The organism is Phreatobacter sp., from assembly GCF_030691135.1.
Lineage (GTDB): Bacteria > Pseudomonadota > Alphaproteobacteria > Rhizobiales > Phreatobacteraceae > Phreatobacter.
On record NZ_JAUYFA010000042.1, the window covers coordinates 18,406 to 33,379 of the forward strand.

Consider the following 14,974-nt stretch of genomic DNA (forward strand, 5'->3'; position numbering starts at 1 on the left):
TCCCCCGAGAATCGCGGCGATGACGGCGACAGGACCGCCAGTCTCGATAGCTCATAGGGCCGGCGCGGTTAACTCCTCGTTAAGCAAAACCGCCGATTCGCGAGGGTGCCGTTGCGCCGGGGCAACGCGACCGCCGGGGCCTCAGGTGTCCCGGGCGCGGGTCTTCTCGACGAGGTCCCGATAGGCCGGCGTGCCGATGCCGACCTGGCCCCAGATCGACCGACGGCGTCCGCCGGGTGCGATGAGATCATATTGCTCGTCGGCGGCCCACAGCGCCACGATCTGCCGCGGGAACAGGTGGCCCTCGGGATCGAAACCGGGATCGCTGCCGCCGTCGGCCGCGGCCACCGCCCGGAAGAGATCGGCGGCCGGCGTGTCGGCGCAGTCGAGGCCCGCGAGCGTCACGCGGTGGACCTCGGGCAGCGGGGCGACGCCGATGAAGCGGACGCGGCCCGCCGCGTCGTAATCGACCTGAACCGACTCCTCGGCGAAGGCGTCGGACTCGGCGTGGGTCGCGCCGGACGCAAGCCCCAGCGCCGCGGCGGCCGCACGCAGGGCCTGGCGGCTCGCGCCGAGCTTCAGCGGCCCCAGGCCGTCATGGGGAACGAGTTGCAGCCTGATCATGAAGGACCCCGTCGATGGTTCGCCCGCATGGATCGCGCGGCACTGCGGCAGCGCTGTGACCTTCCGCTTAACGGCATGCCCGCGATAGCCATCACCAACCGCCGCAAGTGTGGGAATTGAGCAACAGAGAAGTCCTGTCGGCGCGCCAAATCCAGTGTTCTCGCGGCTTCGTGATTGCGGCTTTTTCGCGAACAGGTCACCTCTACCCTCCGTGTTTAATCACGATTCACCGCAAGGCAACGCCGAAATGCAGAACGTCCCCCAGAGTGCCGCGTCCCCCACTTCCGCGACCGCCGGCGAGACGCTGCAGCTCTCGCGCCGCTTCTTCGTGCTGGCGGCTCCCGCGATCCTGACCACTGCCTGCACCACCGCCGGGACCGGCACCGGCTCCTACGGGACCGTCACCGAGGGGCGCGTGACGCTGCCGGCGATGGATACGTCGGGCGTCAATCCGCGCTGGCTGCGCCAGACCGTGGCCTACACCGGCGGCGAAGCGACGGGCACGGTGGTCGTGCGGCCGGCGGAACGCCATCTCTATCTGGTCACCGGCCGCGGTACGGCGATTCGCTACGGCGTCGGCGTCGGCCGCCAGGGTGCGCTCTGGCACGGCCGCGCGGTGATCGGGCGCAAGGGCTCCTGGCCGAACTGGACCCCGACCGCAAACATGATCCGCTACGATCCCCGCAACGCCCGCTATGCCGGCGGCATGCCCGGTGGCATCAACAATCCGCTCGGGGCCCGCGCGCTCTATCTGCATCGCGGCGGCCGGGACACGATGTACCGCCTGCACGGCACCAATGTACCCTCCTCCATCGGTACCGCGGTCTCGTCAGGCTGCATTCGCTTGTTCAACCACGACATCATCGACCTGCATGACCGCGTGCGTGTCGGCACTCCCGTCGTGGTGCTCGCCGGCTGACGGAGCGCGAAGCCGGCCGGCGGGGGCCGCGTGCCCCCTCCTCCCTTATCCGGCTTGCCAATCCGCCCCATGCGCCGCTACAACGCGTTCAGCATGGTTCGTGAGCCCGAGGGCGGCGAGTCGCGTTCGCCGCCGGTAACTAGGGTTCCGGCTCCGCGGCTTCCCCGTCCGACAAGCGCTCCGTTCAGGTTTCTCGCCGAGACCAGACGACCGTGCCCCTTCGCCGCATCTTTCTTGCGGCGTGTCACGTTCACGGGTGTACGGCATGCCGGCATCGACGGTCATCGGGTCAGGACGAACGAGCGGTTCCACCGCTTTCGCTCGCCGCCCCTCCGTCAGCCTTCCGTCCGGCCCTACCCCCTTCCTTTCCGCAGCATTGACGGCCGTGCGCCGGCGCCCTGTCGGCGCCGCCCCGGCATACTTCGCCGAGCGGGGCCCTGTCGGGCCGGCGCCAGCGGCCGTCCCAACACACAAGAGTTCATCCGATGGCCAACAAGATGCTCATCGATGCCGCCCACCCGGAAGAGACCCGGGTCGTGGTGGTCCGTGGTAATCGTGTCGAGGAATTCGATTTCGAGAGCCAGTCCCGCAAACAGCTGCGCGGCAATATCTACCTCGCCAAGGTGACACGGGTCGAACCGTCGCTGCAGGCCGCCTTCATCGAATATGGCGGCAACCGCCACGGCTTCCTCGCCTTCTCCGAAATCCACCCCGACTATTACCAGATCCCGGTCGCCGACCGCGAGGCACTGCTCGCCGATGAAGCGCGCCAGCACCGCGAGGAGGACGACGAGGACAACGGCCGCAGCCGGCGCTCCGAGCGCCCGACCAAGGGCGGCAACGGCCGCCGCCGCCGTCGCAACGAACGGCGCCCGCGCAACGAGGCGGCTGATGCCAAGACCTCCGAGGCCGTGACCGGCGACGCCGAACTCGACGCCGACCACGAGGGTGACACCGGCGCTTTGGTCGAAACCGCCGAGAATGCTCCGGCCCGCGAGAACGCTCCGGATTTCGAAGGCGTGAAGGCGTCGGAACCTGCCCCCTCTGAGGACCGCGCTTCTGCCACGGATGCCGAAGGCGGTTCGTCCGACGAGGACGACGAGGACGGTGACGACGACGAAAACGGCGACGAGGAGAACGGCGAGGGACCCCGCGAGGAGGACCAGGTCGAATCCGTCGGCGCCGGCGACGCCTATGAGGACATGCCGGACCGCACCTTCCGTCCGCGCAAGCAGTACAAGATCCAGGAAGTGATCAAGCGCCGGCAGGTGATGCTGGTGCAGGTCGTCAAGGAAGAGCGCGGCAACAAGGGAGCGGCGCTGACCACCTACCTGTCGCTCGCCGGCCGCTATTCGGTCCTGATGCCCAACACCGCCCGCGGCGGCGGCATTTCCCGCAAGATCACCAATGCGGTCGACCGCAAGCGGCTGAAGGCCATCGCCGGTGACCTCGAGGTTCCGGACGGCATGGGCGTGATCCTGCGCACGGCGGGCGCCAACCGCACCAAGACCGAGGTCAAGCGCGACTTCGAATATCTCCTGCGCATGTGGGAGACGGTGCGCGAGACGACGCTGAAGTCCCACGCCCCGACGCTGACCTACGAAGAGGGATCGCTGATCAAGCGCTCCATCCGCGACCTCTACAACAAGGACATCGACGAGGTCCTGGTCGCCGGCGAGGAGGGCTACAAGGAGGCCAAGGACTTCATGCGCATGCTCATGCCGAGCCATGCGAAGAATGTGAAGCCCTATCGCGAGCCGCAGCCGCTCTTCGCCCGCTCGGGTGTCGAGGCGCAGCTGGACGCGATGTTCTCCAACACCGTCCAGCTCAAGTCGGGCGGCTACATCGTCATCAATCCGACGGAAGCGCTGGTCGCCATCGACGTGAACTCGGGGCGTTCGACCCGCGAGCACAATATCGAGGATACGGCGCTCAGGACCAATCTCGAGGCGGCCGACGAGGTCGCCCGCCAGTTGCGCCTGCGCGATCTCGCCGGCCTCGTCGTCGTCGACTTCATCGACATGGACGAGGGCCGCAACAACCGCGCCGTCGAGAAGCGCATGAAGGACGCGCTGAAGAACGACAGGGCGCGCATCCAGGTCGGCCGCATCTCGCATTTCGGCCTTCTGGAGATGAGCCGCCAGCGCATCCGCACCGGCGTGCTCGAGAGCTCGACCGAGACCTGCCCGACCTGCGGCGGTCTCGGCCATGTCCGCTCGGTCTCTTCCGTGGCGCTGCATCTGCTGCGCTCGGTCGAGGAGCAGTTGCTGCGGGCGGCGACGCACGACGTCGTCGTGCGCACGCGCACGGCCGTGGCGCTCTATGTCCTCAACAACAAGCGCGCCCATCTCCATGAACTGGAGACGCGCTTCCGGGTCAGCGTCGACATCAGTGCCGACGAGACCCTGGCCGGCCAGCAGATGTTCGCCATCGACAAGGGCGCCCAGGTGCACACGGCGGAAACCGCCTACAAGCCGCCGGCTGCCCTGCCCGTTCCCGTCGAGCCCGAAGACCTCATCGAGGAGGAGTTCGAGGAGGACGAGGAGCCCGTCGAGGCCGAGGCCGAGAGCGGCGAGGTTCGCGCGCGCGCCAAGCCCCGCGACCAGGGCGAGGCCGAGAGCGAGGAGAGCAGCGAGCGTCGCCGCAAGCGTCGCCGCCGTCGGCGGCGCGGCCGCAACGGTGAGCGCGAGGATGGTGCCGAGGGCGCCGAGCGCGGCGGCCAGCTCGCCGATGACGACGGATCAGCCTCCGGCGACGACGAGGGTGACGACGAGGACGAGGCCGCTGCCGCCACCGATGGCGAAGCGGGTGAAGGCGGCGGAGACGACGCGAGCGAGGCCGAGCGCCGTCGCAGGCGCCGTGGCCGCCGTGGCGGACGTCGTTCGCGCCGCGAGGACGAGGCCGATGGCGTCGTCGACGGTGCCACCGGGGTGGTCGCCGCTGCCGACGAACAGCCTTCGGGCGAGGATCCGTTCCCGGTACCTGCCGAGACCGAGACGTCCGCCGAGCCCGAGAAGGGCGGGCGCGGACCGCGCCATGCCGGCCGCCGCGGACGTACGCCGCGCGCCGTCGCCATCACCGAGGACGGTGTCGAACCGACCGCCGCCGAGGCAGCACCCGTTCCGGCAGAGCCGCCGGCGCGACGCCGCCGTACGCCACCTGCCGAACCGATCGTGGTCGCGGAGCCGGTCACCGTGGCCGCTCCGGTTGCTGTAGCCGCTCCGGTCGCTGTGGCGACGCCGGCTCCGGAAGCGCCCGCAGCCGAACCGGTCAAGCGGCGCCGTACCCCCGATCCCGAGCCGATGGACCCGGTCCAGCCGGCGGCAGCGACGGCCAAGCGTGCCGGGTGGTGGAACCGCAAGGGCGCCGAATAGGGCGTGACGGCAAACGATCGAATATGGATGCGGCCGGGGAAACCCGGCCGTTTCCGTTTGACGCGACGATTCGGTGACAAATCCGATTCGCTTGTGATTCGAGGTGTCTAGAGACCGTCGGCGGCTATGTTGAAGGTGCTGTGTCGGCGGACCTGCGCGTGAACGAAGCCGCAACAATGCCCCTGGTCCTGTCACGCATTTGCCACATGACGGGATGGCGCCCTGGGGATGACGGGTGAACTTATCCCTTGCGGACGCGGCAATCGGCAGACGGCACCGGGCCCGGGCAGAATTCACTTGCCGAATCTCCCCGCGATTTCCGAGACTTGCGACAGCCGAGCGGCAATCCCCTGGAAAATTCGACGCATCCACACCACATTTAGGGGCTCGTTTACCCGCGCCCACTATATCTTGACGTCGTCAGTGCCTGCCGCATAGGTTGCGTTCGGTTCGGCGGATCGTTTCAAGTCCCCGCCGCGCCTTCCCCAGACGGTTTTGAAGGTTGCTGACGCCCTGGCGCGTCGGAGCTGGAAAAGTGTCTCCGCAACCGATGGATGGCGTCCGCCCCGGCGGATCACCACCGCGGCAGGCGGAGCGACGCCGGGGTCCGTGCGACAGGGCGCGGAGTGGATTTCAACGAGCCGGCTCCCCTCCCCTGTGGAGAGCGGGAACAAGCCGGCCACGGCGACAAACGGGGCCCGGATAACCGGGTGGGGCAGGTCCGGCTCGCTGGACCCAATGACGGCGCGGGAGCACACTCCCGGCCTGAGACGAGGATCGACAGATGCGCATCGACAGGCGTTACACCACGGCCGGAAAGTCTCCCTATGCGGAGATCGCCTTCCGCAATGCGACGTCGGAAATCCGCAATCCCGACGGCTCGATCGTCTTCCGCCTGGAAGGCATCGAGGTGCCGGAGGCGTGGAGCCAGGTGGCCGCCGATATCCTGGCGCAGAAATATTTCCGCAAGGCCGGCGTTCCGGCGCGCCTCAAGCGCATCGAGGAGAATTCCGTCCCGTCGTGGCTGTGGCGCTCGACGCCCGACGACAAGGCGATGAAGGAGCTGCCCGAGACCGAGCGCTGGGTCGGCGAGACGACGTCGCAGCAGGTCTTCGACCGCCTCGCCGGCACCTGGACCTACTGGGGCTGGAAGGGCGGCTACTTCGACCAGGAGGCCGATGCCCAGGCCTTCTTCGACGAGCTGCGCTTCATGCTGGCCCGCCAGATGGTGGCACCGAACTCGCCGCAGTGGTTCAACACCGGCCTGCACTGGGCCTATGGCATCGATGGTCCCGGCCAGGGCCACTACTACGTCGATTTCGAGACCGGCAAGCTGACCAAGTCGACGTCGGCCTACGAGCACCCGCAGCCCCACGCCTGCTTCATCCAGTCGGTCGCCGACGACCTCGTCAACGAGGGCGGCATCATGGACCTGTGGGTGCGCGAGGCGCGCCTGTTCAAGTACGGCTCGGGCACCGGCTCGAACTTCTCCTATCTGCGCGGCGAGGGCGAGAAGCTCGCCGGCGGCGGCCGCTCCTCCGGCCTGATGAGTTTCCTGAAGATCGGCGACCGCGCCGCCGGCGCCATCAAGTCGGGCGGAACGACGCGCCGCGCCGCCAAGATGGTGGTGGTCGACGCCGACCATCCGGACATCGAGGCCTATATCGACTGGAAGGTGATGGAGGAGCAGAAGGTCGCCTCGCTGGTGACCGGCTCGAAGATCGTCGCCAAGCATCTCAAGGCCGTCATGAAGGCCTGCATCAACTGCGACGGCGACGGCGATGCCTGTTTCGACCCGAACCAGAACCCCGCGCTGAAGCGCGAGGTGAAGGCGGCGCGCAAGTCCATGGTGCCCGACAACTACGTCAAGCGGGTCATCCAGTTCGCCAAGCAGGGCTACAAAGACATCGACTTCCCGACCTACGACACGGACTGGGATTCCGACGCCTATCTGACGGTGGCCGGCCAGAACTCCAACAACTCCGTCTCGCTGAAGGATGACTTCCTGCAGGCGGTGGAGCAGGACGGCGACTGGAACCTGACGGCGCGCATCACCGGCAAGGTGATGAAGACGCTGAAGGCGCGCGACCTCTGGGAGAAGATCGGCCACGCCGCCTGGGCTTCCGCCGATCCGGGCCTGCATTTCAACACGACGATGAACGACTGGCACACCTGCCCGGCGGCCGGCCCGATCCGCGCGTCGAACCCGTGCTCGGAATACATGTTCCTCGACGACACGGCCTGCAATCTCGCCTCGGCGAACCTGCTGCAGTTCTACGATCCCAAGGCCAAGCAGTTCGACATCGCCGGCTACGAGCATCTCTGCCGGCTGTGGACTGTCGTGCTCGAGATCTCGGTGCTGATGGCGCAGTTCCCGTCGCGCCAGATCGCCGAGCGGTCCTTCGAGTACCGCACCCTCGGCCTCGGCTACGCCAATATCGGCGGCCTCCTGATGACCATGGGCATCCCCTATGATTCCGACGAGGGCCGTTCCCTCGCCGGCGTGCTCACCGCCGTCATGACCGGCATCTCCTACAAGACCTCCGCCGAGATGGCCGGCGAGCTCGGACCCTTCCCGGGCTACCAGCCGAACCGCGAGGCCATGCTGCGGGTCATCCGCAACCACCGCCGCGCCGCCCATGGCCAGACGACCGGCTACGAGGCGCTGTCGGTGAACCCGGTCGCGCTCGACCACGCCAACTGCCCGGTGCCGGGCCTCGTCGCCCACGCCACCCGCGCCTGGGACGAGGCTCTCGCCCTCGGCGAGACCAACGGCTACCGCAACGCCCAGGTCTCGGTCATCGCGCCCACCGGCACGATCGGCCTGGTCATGGACTGCGACACGACCGGCATCGAGCCGGACTTCGCCCTGGTGAAGTTCAAGAAACTGGCCGGCGGCGGCTACTTCAAGATCATCAACCAGGCGGTGCCGGAAGCGCTGCGCACCCTCGGCTATCGCGAGAGCGAGCTCGCCGAAATGGAGGCCTATGCTGTCGGCCACGGCACGCTGTCGCAGGCCCCGGCGATCAACGCGGCGACGCTGCGCGCCAAGGGCTTCACCGACGAGGCGCTGGCCAAGGTCGAGGCACAGCTGAAGACCGCCTTCGACATCAAGTTCGTCTTCAACAAGTGGACGCTGGGCGAGGACTTCGTGGTCAAGACCCTCGGCATCCCCGCCGAGGAGGTCAACGCGCCGGGCTTCGAACTGCTCGCCCGCATCGGCTTCTCTAAGAAGGACATCGAGGCGGCCAACGAGCATGTCTGCGGTGCCATGACGCTGGAAGGCGCGCCCTACCTGAAGGCCGAGCACTATGCGGTGTTCGACTGCGCCAACCCCTGCGGCCGCAAGGGCAAGCGCTACCTCTCGGTGGACAGCCACATCCGCATGATGGCGGCGGCCCAGCCCTTCATCTCGGGCGCCATCTCGAAGACCATCAACATGCCGAACGAGGCCACCGTCGACGACTGCAAGAGCGCCTACATGCTCTCGTGGAAGCTGGCGCTGAAGGCCAATGCCCTCTACCGCGACGGCTCCAAGCTCTCCCAGCCGCTGAACTCGCAGCTGATCGAGGACGACGAGGACGAGGACGGCGTCGAGGAGCTGATGGAGAAGCCGCAGGCGGCCCGCGCCGCGGCACTGGCCGAGCGCATCGTCGAGAAGGTGGTCGAGCGCGTGCAGGTGATCCGCGAGCGCGAGCGCATGCCGGACCGCCGCAAGGGCTATACCCAGAAGGCGGTGGTCGGTGGCCACAAGGTCTATCTGCGCACCGGCGAATATGACGACGGCCGCATCGGCGAGATCTTCATCGACATGCACAAGGAGGGCGCGGCGCTGCGCTCGCTCCTCAACAACTTCGCCATCGCCATCTCGCTGGGTCTGCAGTACGGCGTGCCGCTGGACGAATATGTGGAGGCCTTCACCTTCACGCGCTTCGAGCCGGCGGGCCCGGTGCAGGGCAACGACACGATCAAATACGCCACCTCGATCCTCGACTACGTGTTCCGCGAGCTCGCCGTGAGCTATCTCGGCCGCGCCGATCTCGGCCATGTCGATCCCGGCGAGAGCCGCTATGACGCGCTCGGCACCGGGACGACGGAGGGTGCCAGGAGCGTCCTCTCCAAGGGCCTGGTGCGCGGCAAGACCGACAAGTTCACGGTGGTCACCGGCCAGAACGGCCAGCCGACCCCGGGTTCGCTGTCGAGCGACGGGCGCACCGGCACGGTGGTGACCATGGCCCGCGGCGCGACGATCGGCGCCACGGCGCTGAAGGAGGAGGTGGTGACCGCCGTCTCACCCGCCCTCGCAGTGCTCTTCGACCAGGCCGAGGCGGCGCCCGAGGCGAAGTCGGAGCGCTCCACCGCCGACCGGCGGGCCGAGGCGCAGCTGCGCGGCTATGTCGGGGATGCCTGCCCGGAATGCTCGAACTTCACCATGGTGCGGAACGGCACGTGTTTGAAGTGCGACACGTGTGGCTCGACGACGGGGTGCTCGTAAAATGGTTGAGAGATGTGGAGCGACGCATAACTTGGCACCAAAAGCCGGGTTAGCGTGGCGCAATTCAGCCATAACGTGACATTCGACCCTGGAGGCCTCGCCGATCGGCGGGGCCTTCGTCATTTCAGGCTGGGAAATATGGGGCACCAACGAGGCCGACTACGAGGCTCCAGCTGAAGCGTTCAAAACGCGGCCAATCCCGCTTGGGAGCTGTCAGGAGCGCTAAAGAATTTCCACAAATGCGGGAATGAGTTTCCACAAATCCCGAATGTGCTTCCTCGTTCCGCTTCGGTCACGGTATTTGAGATGAAAACGGCATCGTCAGCCCACCCGGAAAAAGCGAACGCTGTCAACTGCTCGACCGCTTTCGGGCCTAAACCAGAGGGCGGGAATGTCCGCTTATAACCCGACACTACGTGTCGGGTCTGGCGGCGCAAAGCGCCTTAACGGTGACCGTCGGTTGAGCGGATCCATCAGGGGAGCATTCAATCGTGATTGCCGCGCTCGCGGGTGCCGCGTTCACGAACTTCGCCGTGGGCGCTCCTGTGACAAGAAACGCAGTTCGTGAAGTTGGGGATGCCTTCGCGGATGTGCTTCCTGCGGATATTGGCTTCGGTATGCTCATGGCAGCCGTAACAGGTGTACTGCCGCCGATCGCTCGTCGTGTGGCACGTGGCGCAGGGTGCGTTGTGATCCCGGTCGAGCACGAAGAAGCGCGCGTGGTCAAACGTCGCCGGCTTCCACCGATCCTGACTATGGCATTGCGTGCACTGGCCTGTCAGACCGCTGTGGACAGGTGTCGAGGGAGCGGTATGGCACGACGTGCAGTTCTCCCGGATTGGCGCGTTCAGCAGCGCATGGGAGAAGGCGGGCCGGCCGCGCGGCGTCAGCGCCGGGTTCGTGTGGTCGGTGTGGCACGCCATACAGTTCTGCGACGTCAGGCCCTGATGAAACGGCGTGACCGGATTCATGCGCGCAACGGCCAAGCCCGCGGTCGTGCGCAGTCCGATATCCGCCACCTTGTGGCAGGTGATGCATCGATCTGCGCTGGCCCCGCGTAACGGCGCATGGCAGGCAAAACAGTTTGTTTCGAGATTGGCATGTGCTGGAATGAGTGGTCCCGGCGCTATCATCAAGTGTGGATACAGCAACACCAGTGCTGTGAGACCGACTAAATTGACCGCGATGAGAAGGAGAATCCAGCGTCGCTTCATCTCCACCCCCAGAACAGGAAAATGCTCACGATGTGGCCAAGCGCCAGAACGGCGAAGGCCAGCGTGATCGGGTAGTGGACCGCACGCCAATGCTTGACGGCGTCAAAGGTCAGGCTGTCCCAATAGAGCTTGTCTTCAAGCTCTGCGCTGGACAAACCCTGCGCGCGCATCTGGGTGCGCGTTTCCTCCAGCCTGAAACGCGCGCGCTGCAGAAGAAACTTACCGGTCAGCCCGCTGCCGATGTTGACGAGCATGGCCCAGACCGCGAGCCAGCCCAGGATGGCGTTGAAGTGGATGCCCGCATGAACAAGGATCAGAAGCGATCCAGACCAGGCCATGTATTCGTGCAGCCTGAGCAATGTTGCGGGTTTTCCGGATGTGATGAGTTTGCGCTTGCGCAGGGAATAGCCGAAGGATCCAATGATCAGCAGCACTCCGGGAATGCCGAGGTAGCGTCCGATCCAGACAGCGTTCAGCCAATGCAGGAGCGCGTCGATTGCGAGCGCCGCGAAGCCAAGCAGCGCGAGCCGCAGGAAGAAGGGGATGACTTCACGTGAGAAGAGGCTGAAACGCATGATCTTCAGGCCTCCAGCACAAGGTTGGAAGCCGGAAGGCCAACACACAAAAGGCATGCGCCGGCGGGAACGTCGAAGTCGGGCTTGCTGGGATACCGTACCTCGCCCGAGACAAGGCGCGTTTCGCAAGCCCCGCAACTGCCGGACCGGCAACCGGCCTCAATCCGAATGCCGCGGCGTTCGGCGAAGTCGAGAAGGCTCTGATCTTCGCCTGTCCAGGCAATTGTCCGCTGTGACCGGCGGAACTGGATGTCGAAGGGCTTGGTGAGCGGCGTTTCCGTTGCGCCCGCCACCGGTCGGACATATCCCGAAGATGCCGGCCCGAAGGACTCGAAATGGATGTCGCTCTTGGGGACGCCCCATTCGGCCAGCGCGGGGACAACCGCCGCCATCATCGCCGGCGGACCGCACGCGTAGAATTGGTGTCGCCCATGGGGCAAAACGCGCTTCAGCAACGCGATATCGATAAACCCGGCCTGCTGAAAATCCCGGCCTTCGATGTCGTCGGGGCCGGGCGCGCCGTAAAGCACAACCAGCGTTAAGGCAGGATGCGACTGGGCCAGCCCTACTAGCAAGGCTTTGAAGGCGTGGTCGCTGCTGTTCCGAACGCCATAGAAGAGGAAGAGCCGCCGCTCCGGTTCGTGGGCTAGCGACCAGGACATCATGCTGATCATCGGCGTCACACCGATGCCGCCAGCGATGAAGACGGCCGGCGTGTCAGGTGTCGTGTCCAGCATGAAGCTCCCGGAAGGCGCCTTGACCTTCAGAAGGTCGCCCACCTGAACCGCGTCGTGCAGGAAATTTGAAGCCGCTCCGGCCGGCAGATCTGGCTGCGTCGAGGGGGCTGGCATGCGCTTGACGGTGATCCGGTAGGTCTCGCCGTTAGGCTGGTCGGACAGGGAGTAGCAACGCACGATGGTTCGCTGCGGCTCCGCCGCCGACGCCGTTAAATCAATTGAGAAGGTCAGATATTGCCCCGGAGCAAAGTCTGGCAGTGGCAGCCCGTCCACCGGGCGGAGGATGAGAGTCCGCTGGGTTCGGGCCTTGTCTTCGAGGGCAACGCCATCGACGCGAAACGCGCGCCACCCGGCCCACGCGCCAGTCACCGCCGTGAGGGCGTCCCTGTCGACGGGCGGCGGCGCCGACGCATGATATCGAAGCCGCCAGACCCCGACGCCGATTCCCACAGCGACCTGAAGAAGGATCACCGCCGAGATCGCAACGAGGAGCAAGGGCGCGGTCATGGCGCACGCCTTGCGAACTGAACGGGCGCTGCTGCTGCGCCGGCAAGCATCGCACTGGCCCTTTCCCGGTCGAACCCCATTCGCCAAAGCGGTTTGGGGACTTCAAGGACCGCCAGCGCGACAGCACCAGCGCCGACAGGGAGTGCGGGCATAGGCTCACGAATGACCTCCCGAATGATTCTGAAGGCTGTCCGTTGGCAGTGCTTCGGAAGCTCGTTCGGGCCGCCTTCGAGCAGCCGTGCCTTTGCCGCAGCTTCGCGATGGCCTGATAAGTGGGTCGTCTGCTGGGACGTCATGGGCAGATTGCCCTTTCCGGGACGCCGCGCGGCGAATGGGCCGAAGCTAGGACAGACAGCCTGCTCCAAGGTATGTGCCGCAGCCGCTATGGAGCTTTTTGCAACGTCGCACGGACTGCAACCTGACGTATTGATCCAGATCATCAAGCGGACATCGAAACAGCCCGAATTCGACTATTCGATCAATCACCGCCGTCTGTTGGATCACATGCCAACGGATAAACGGCGATTTGAAATTTTTGTTCCGTTCACAAGGAACCAACAACACATCGGCGCATTCAGCGTTGCAGTACGAATACATACAATGAGGAGAACGCTGTGAAGGGTTTCGTTGACGACATTGAGAAGCTCGCCGAAGAGAACGACGATTTTCGCCAGGTTCTCTATACCGGCAAGTATCTGCAATTGGTGCGGATGTCGCTCCATCCGGGCGAAGAAATCGGCGATGAAATGCACAAGAACGGCGATCAGTTCTTCCGGGTCGAAAAGGGCAAGGGCCAGATCGTCATCGACGGCAAGACGCACAAGATCAAGAGCGACGACGCCATCGTCGTGCCGGCTGGGTCGCGGCACAACTTGATCAATACGGGCGACAAATCGCTCAAGATCTACACGCTATGTGGACCGCCCAACCAACTCGACCAGTTGATCCAGACCACGAAGGCGGAAGCCAGTGCTTCCAAAGAGGCATTTGCTGGGGCGACGACCGAGTAACCGGCCGTGCTTCAGATCGTCACGAGAGGAGCAACGACATGACCATTTCCCTCTGGGGGCAATACCACCTATCCAAAACCCGGAAGAGCGACAATCGCACCGACAACCGTCGAAACGATCTAAAGACTGGACAAAACTGGCGGTAACGTCACCCACGTGCCTCGTCCTAGAGGGGCAGGCCGACATAGTTCTCGGCCATGACGGCGCGTGCGGGCTGCGACGATTGCAACAAGGCGAACTCGGCGCGCTGCATGCGCTGCTCGAAAGGCGTGTAGCTGTCGAAGCGGTGCAGCAGGGTCGTCATCGACCACGAGAAGCGCTCGGCCTTCCAGATGCGGTTGAGGGCCCGGGCGGAATAGTGGTCGATACCGGCACTGGAGCGTTCCAGAAAAAATTCCCGGAGTGCCGAACCCAGATAGTGCACATCGCTCACCGCCAGGTTCAGGCCCTTGGCGCCCGTGGGCGGCACAATATGGGCCGCATCACCCACGAGGAAGAGACGCCCGAAACGGAGCGGTTCCGCGACGAAGCTGCGCAGCGGAGCGATGGATTTCTCCAGCGACGGTCCGGTCACGATGTTGTCGGCGACGGCAGGGCCGACCCGCCGGCGCAACTCATCCCAGAAGCGATCGTCGGACCAGTTCTTGGCGTCGTCGTTCAGGTCGCACTGGACATAATAGCGACTGCGATGAGGCGATCGCATGGAGCACAGGGCAAAACCCCGCTCATGCGCCACATAGATAAGCTCGTGGGAACAGGGGGGAACGTCGGCGAGAACACCCAGCCAGCCGAAAGGATAGGTGCGTTCGAAGGTCTCGAGGCCCTTATCGGCGACCGTGCGCCGGCTGACCCCGTGAAAGCCGTCGCATCCGACGACGATGTCGCAGGAGACCCGATGGGTGACACCGTCCTTGACGAAGGTGACGAACGGGTGCGGCGTGTCGATGTCGCCGATCGCGACGTCAGCGGCCTCGTAGACGCTCGCAGCACCGAACCTGCGACGCTGATCCATCAGATCGCGCGTAACCTCGGTCTGGCCATAGACCGTCACCGTCTTGCCGCCGGTCAGACTCTTCAGGTCGATGCGCAGCACTTCGCCGTCGACGCAAAGCGCGAAGCCGTCGTGGGGCAGGCCTTCGGAGCGCAGACGCGCATCCGCGCCGGCCTGGGTCAGCACATCGACAGTGCCCTGTTCCAGGACACCCGCCCGAATACGGCCCAGCACATAGTCCGGGGATCTGGCTTCAACAATGAGGGCATCGATGCCGGCACCGTGAAGAAGGGAACCGAGCAACAACCCCGACGGGCCGCCGCCGACAATGACGACCTGATAACGGTGGGACGGCTTTTCGGGTGAGGGGTTCATGACAGCAACCTTACCAACCACAATGCCAGCGCCGGGAAGGTGACGACGAGGGCGAGCCGCAGGATATCTGCGGCGACGAAGGGGATGACACCGCGATAGGTCGAGAGGATCGGCACGTCCCTGGCGATGGCGGAGATGACGAAGACGTTGAGG

Annotated in this window: 10 protein-coding genes; 4 read left to right on the top strand and 6 right to left on the bottom strand. The window is 65.4% G+C overall.

Annotated features, from left to right (window positions below; all coding sequences use genetic code 11):
- Positions 1-141 precede the first annotated feature (141 nt).
- A complete protein-coding gene (locus Q8O26_RS07565) occupies positions 142-624 on the bottom strand; it encodes a hypothetical protein (RefSeq protein WP_305574893.1) in 483 nt (160 codons plus the stop codon).
- Between the two features lie 247 nt (positions 625-871).
- Between Q8O26_RS07565 and Q8O26_RS07570 the strand changes: the two genes are divergently transcribed.
- The 3 genes from Q8O26_RS07570 (at position 872) to Q8O26_RS07580 (ending at position 9,412) form a co-directional block, all read left to right on the top strand.
- The gene (locus Q8O26_RS07570; protein ID WP_305574894.1) at positions 872-1,543 is read left to right on the top strand and encodes a L,D-transpeptidase; all 672 of its coding nucleotides are present in this window, start codon (positions 872-874) and stop codon (positions 1,541-1,543) included.
- A 485-nt stretch (positions 1,544-2,028) separates the two neighbouring features.
- Complete coding sequence (locus Q8O26_RS07575; protein WP_305574895.1) at positions 2,029-4,917, top strand: ribonuclease E/G; 2,889 nt, start codon at positions 2,029-2,031, stop codon at positions 4,915-4,917.
- A gap of 784 nt (positions 4,918-5,701) precedes the next feature.
- Complete coding sequence (locus Q8O26_RS07580; protein WP_305574896.1) at positions 5,702-9,412, top strand: vitamin B12-dependent ribonucleotide reductase; 3,711 nt, start codon at positions 5,702-5,704, stop codon at positions 9,410-9,412.
- A gap of 485 nt (positions 9,413-9,897) precedes the next feature.
- On the opposite strand, the gene Q8O26_RS07585 is transcribed toward Q8O26_RS07580, so the two are convergent.
- From Q8O26_RS07585 to Q8O26_RS20735, 4 genes are read right to left on the bottom strand one after another with little or no spacing between them, the layout of a single operon-like run.
- Positions 9,898-10,626 (bottom strand): cytochrome c3 family protein, encoded by a 729-nt coding sequence (locus tag Q8O26_RS07585; RefSeq protein ID WP_305574897.1) that lies wholly within the window; start codon positions 10,624-10,626, stop codon positions 9,898-9,900.
- Positions 10,623-11,201 (bottom strand): hypothetical protein, encoded by a 579-nt coding sequence (locus tag Q8O26_RS07590; protein ID WP_305574898.1) that lies wholly within the window; start codon positions 11,199-11,201, stop codon positions 10,623-10,625. Before Q8O26_RS07590 ends, Q8O26_RS07585 begins: the two co-directional genes overlap by 4 nt.
- A gap of 5 nt (positions 11,202-11,206) precedes the next feature.
- Positions 11,207-12,445: a 2Fe-2S iron-sulfur cluster-binding protein gene (locus Q8O26_RS07595; protein ID WP_305574899.1), complete on the bottom strand. Its 1,239-nt coding sequence runs from the start codon at positions 12,443-12,445 to the stop codon at positions 11,207-11,209.
- Positions 12,442-12,885 (bottom strand): cation-transporting P-type ATPase, encoded by a 444-nt coding sequence (locus tag Q8O26_RS20735; RefSeq protein WP_371134485.1) that lies wholly within the window; start codon positions 12,883-12,885, stop codon positions 12,442-12,444. Before Q8O26_RS20735 ends, Q8O26_RS07595 begins: the two co-directional genes overlap by 4 nt.
- Positions 12,886-13,059: 174 nt before the next feature.
- Here Q8O26_RS20735 and Q8O26_RS07600 point away from each other — a divergent pair, with 174 nt between their 5' ends.
- Positions 13,060-13,455: a cupin domain-containing protein gene (locus Q8O26_RS07600; RefSeq protein WP_305574900.1), complete on the top strand. Its 396-nt coding sequence runs from the start codon at positions 13,060-13,062 to the stop codon at positions 13,453-13,455.
- A 166-nt stretch (positions 13,456-13,621) separates the two neighbouring features.
- On the opposite strand, the gene pobA is transcribed toward Q8O26_RS07600, so the two are convergent.
- Positions 13,622-14,821 (bottom strand): 4-hydroxybenzoate 3-monooxygenase, encoded by a 1,200-nt coding sequence (pobA, locus tag Q8O26_RS07605; RefSeq protein ID WP_305574901.1) that lies wholly within the window; start codon positions 14,819-14,821, stop codon positions 13,622-13,624.
- Between the last annotated feature and the right edge of the window lie 153 nt (positions 14,822-14,974).

Bases quoted from the DNA above. Each gene is read 5' to 3' on its own strand.
- Q8O26_RS07595 (WP_305574899.1), bottom strand. From the start codon at position 12,445: ATGACCGCGCCCTTGCTCCTCGTTGCGATCTCGGCGGTGATCCTTCTT.
- Q8O26_RS07585 (WP_305574897.1), bottom strand. From the start codon at position 10,626: ATGAAGCGACGCTGGATTCTCCTTCTCATCGCGGTCAATTTAGTCGGT.
- Q8O26_RS07575 (WP_305574895.1), top strand. From the start codon at position 2,029: ATGGCCAACAAGATGCTCATCGATGCCGCCCACCCGGAAGAGACCCGG.
- Q8O26_RS20735 (WP_371134485.1), bottom strand. From the start codon at position 12,885: ATGATCTGGATCAATACGTCAGGTTGCAGTCCGTGCGACGTTGCAAAA.
- Q8O26_RS07565 (WP_305574893.1), bottom strand. From the start codon at position 624: ATGATCAGGCTGCAACTCGTTCCCCATGACGGCCTGGGGCCGCTGAAG.
- Q8O26_RS07590 (WP_305574898.1), bottom strand. From the start codon at position 11,201: ATGCGTTTCAGCCTCTTCTCACGTGAAGTCATCCCCTTCTTCCTGCGG.
- pobA (WP_305574901.1), bottom strand. From the start codon at position 14,821: ATGAACCCCTCACCCGAAAAGCCGTCCCACCGTTATCAGGTCGTCATT.
- Q8O26_RS07570 (WP_305574894.1), top strand. From the start codon at position 872: ATGCAGAACGTCCCCCAGAGTGCCGCGTCCCCCACTTCCGCGACCGCC.
- Q8O26_RS07580 (WP_305574896.1), top strand. From the start codon at position 5,702: ATGCGCATCGACAGGCGTTACACCACGGCCGGAAAGTCTCCCTATGCG.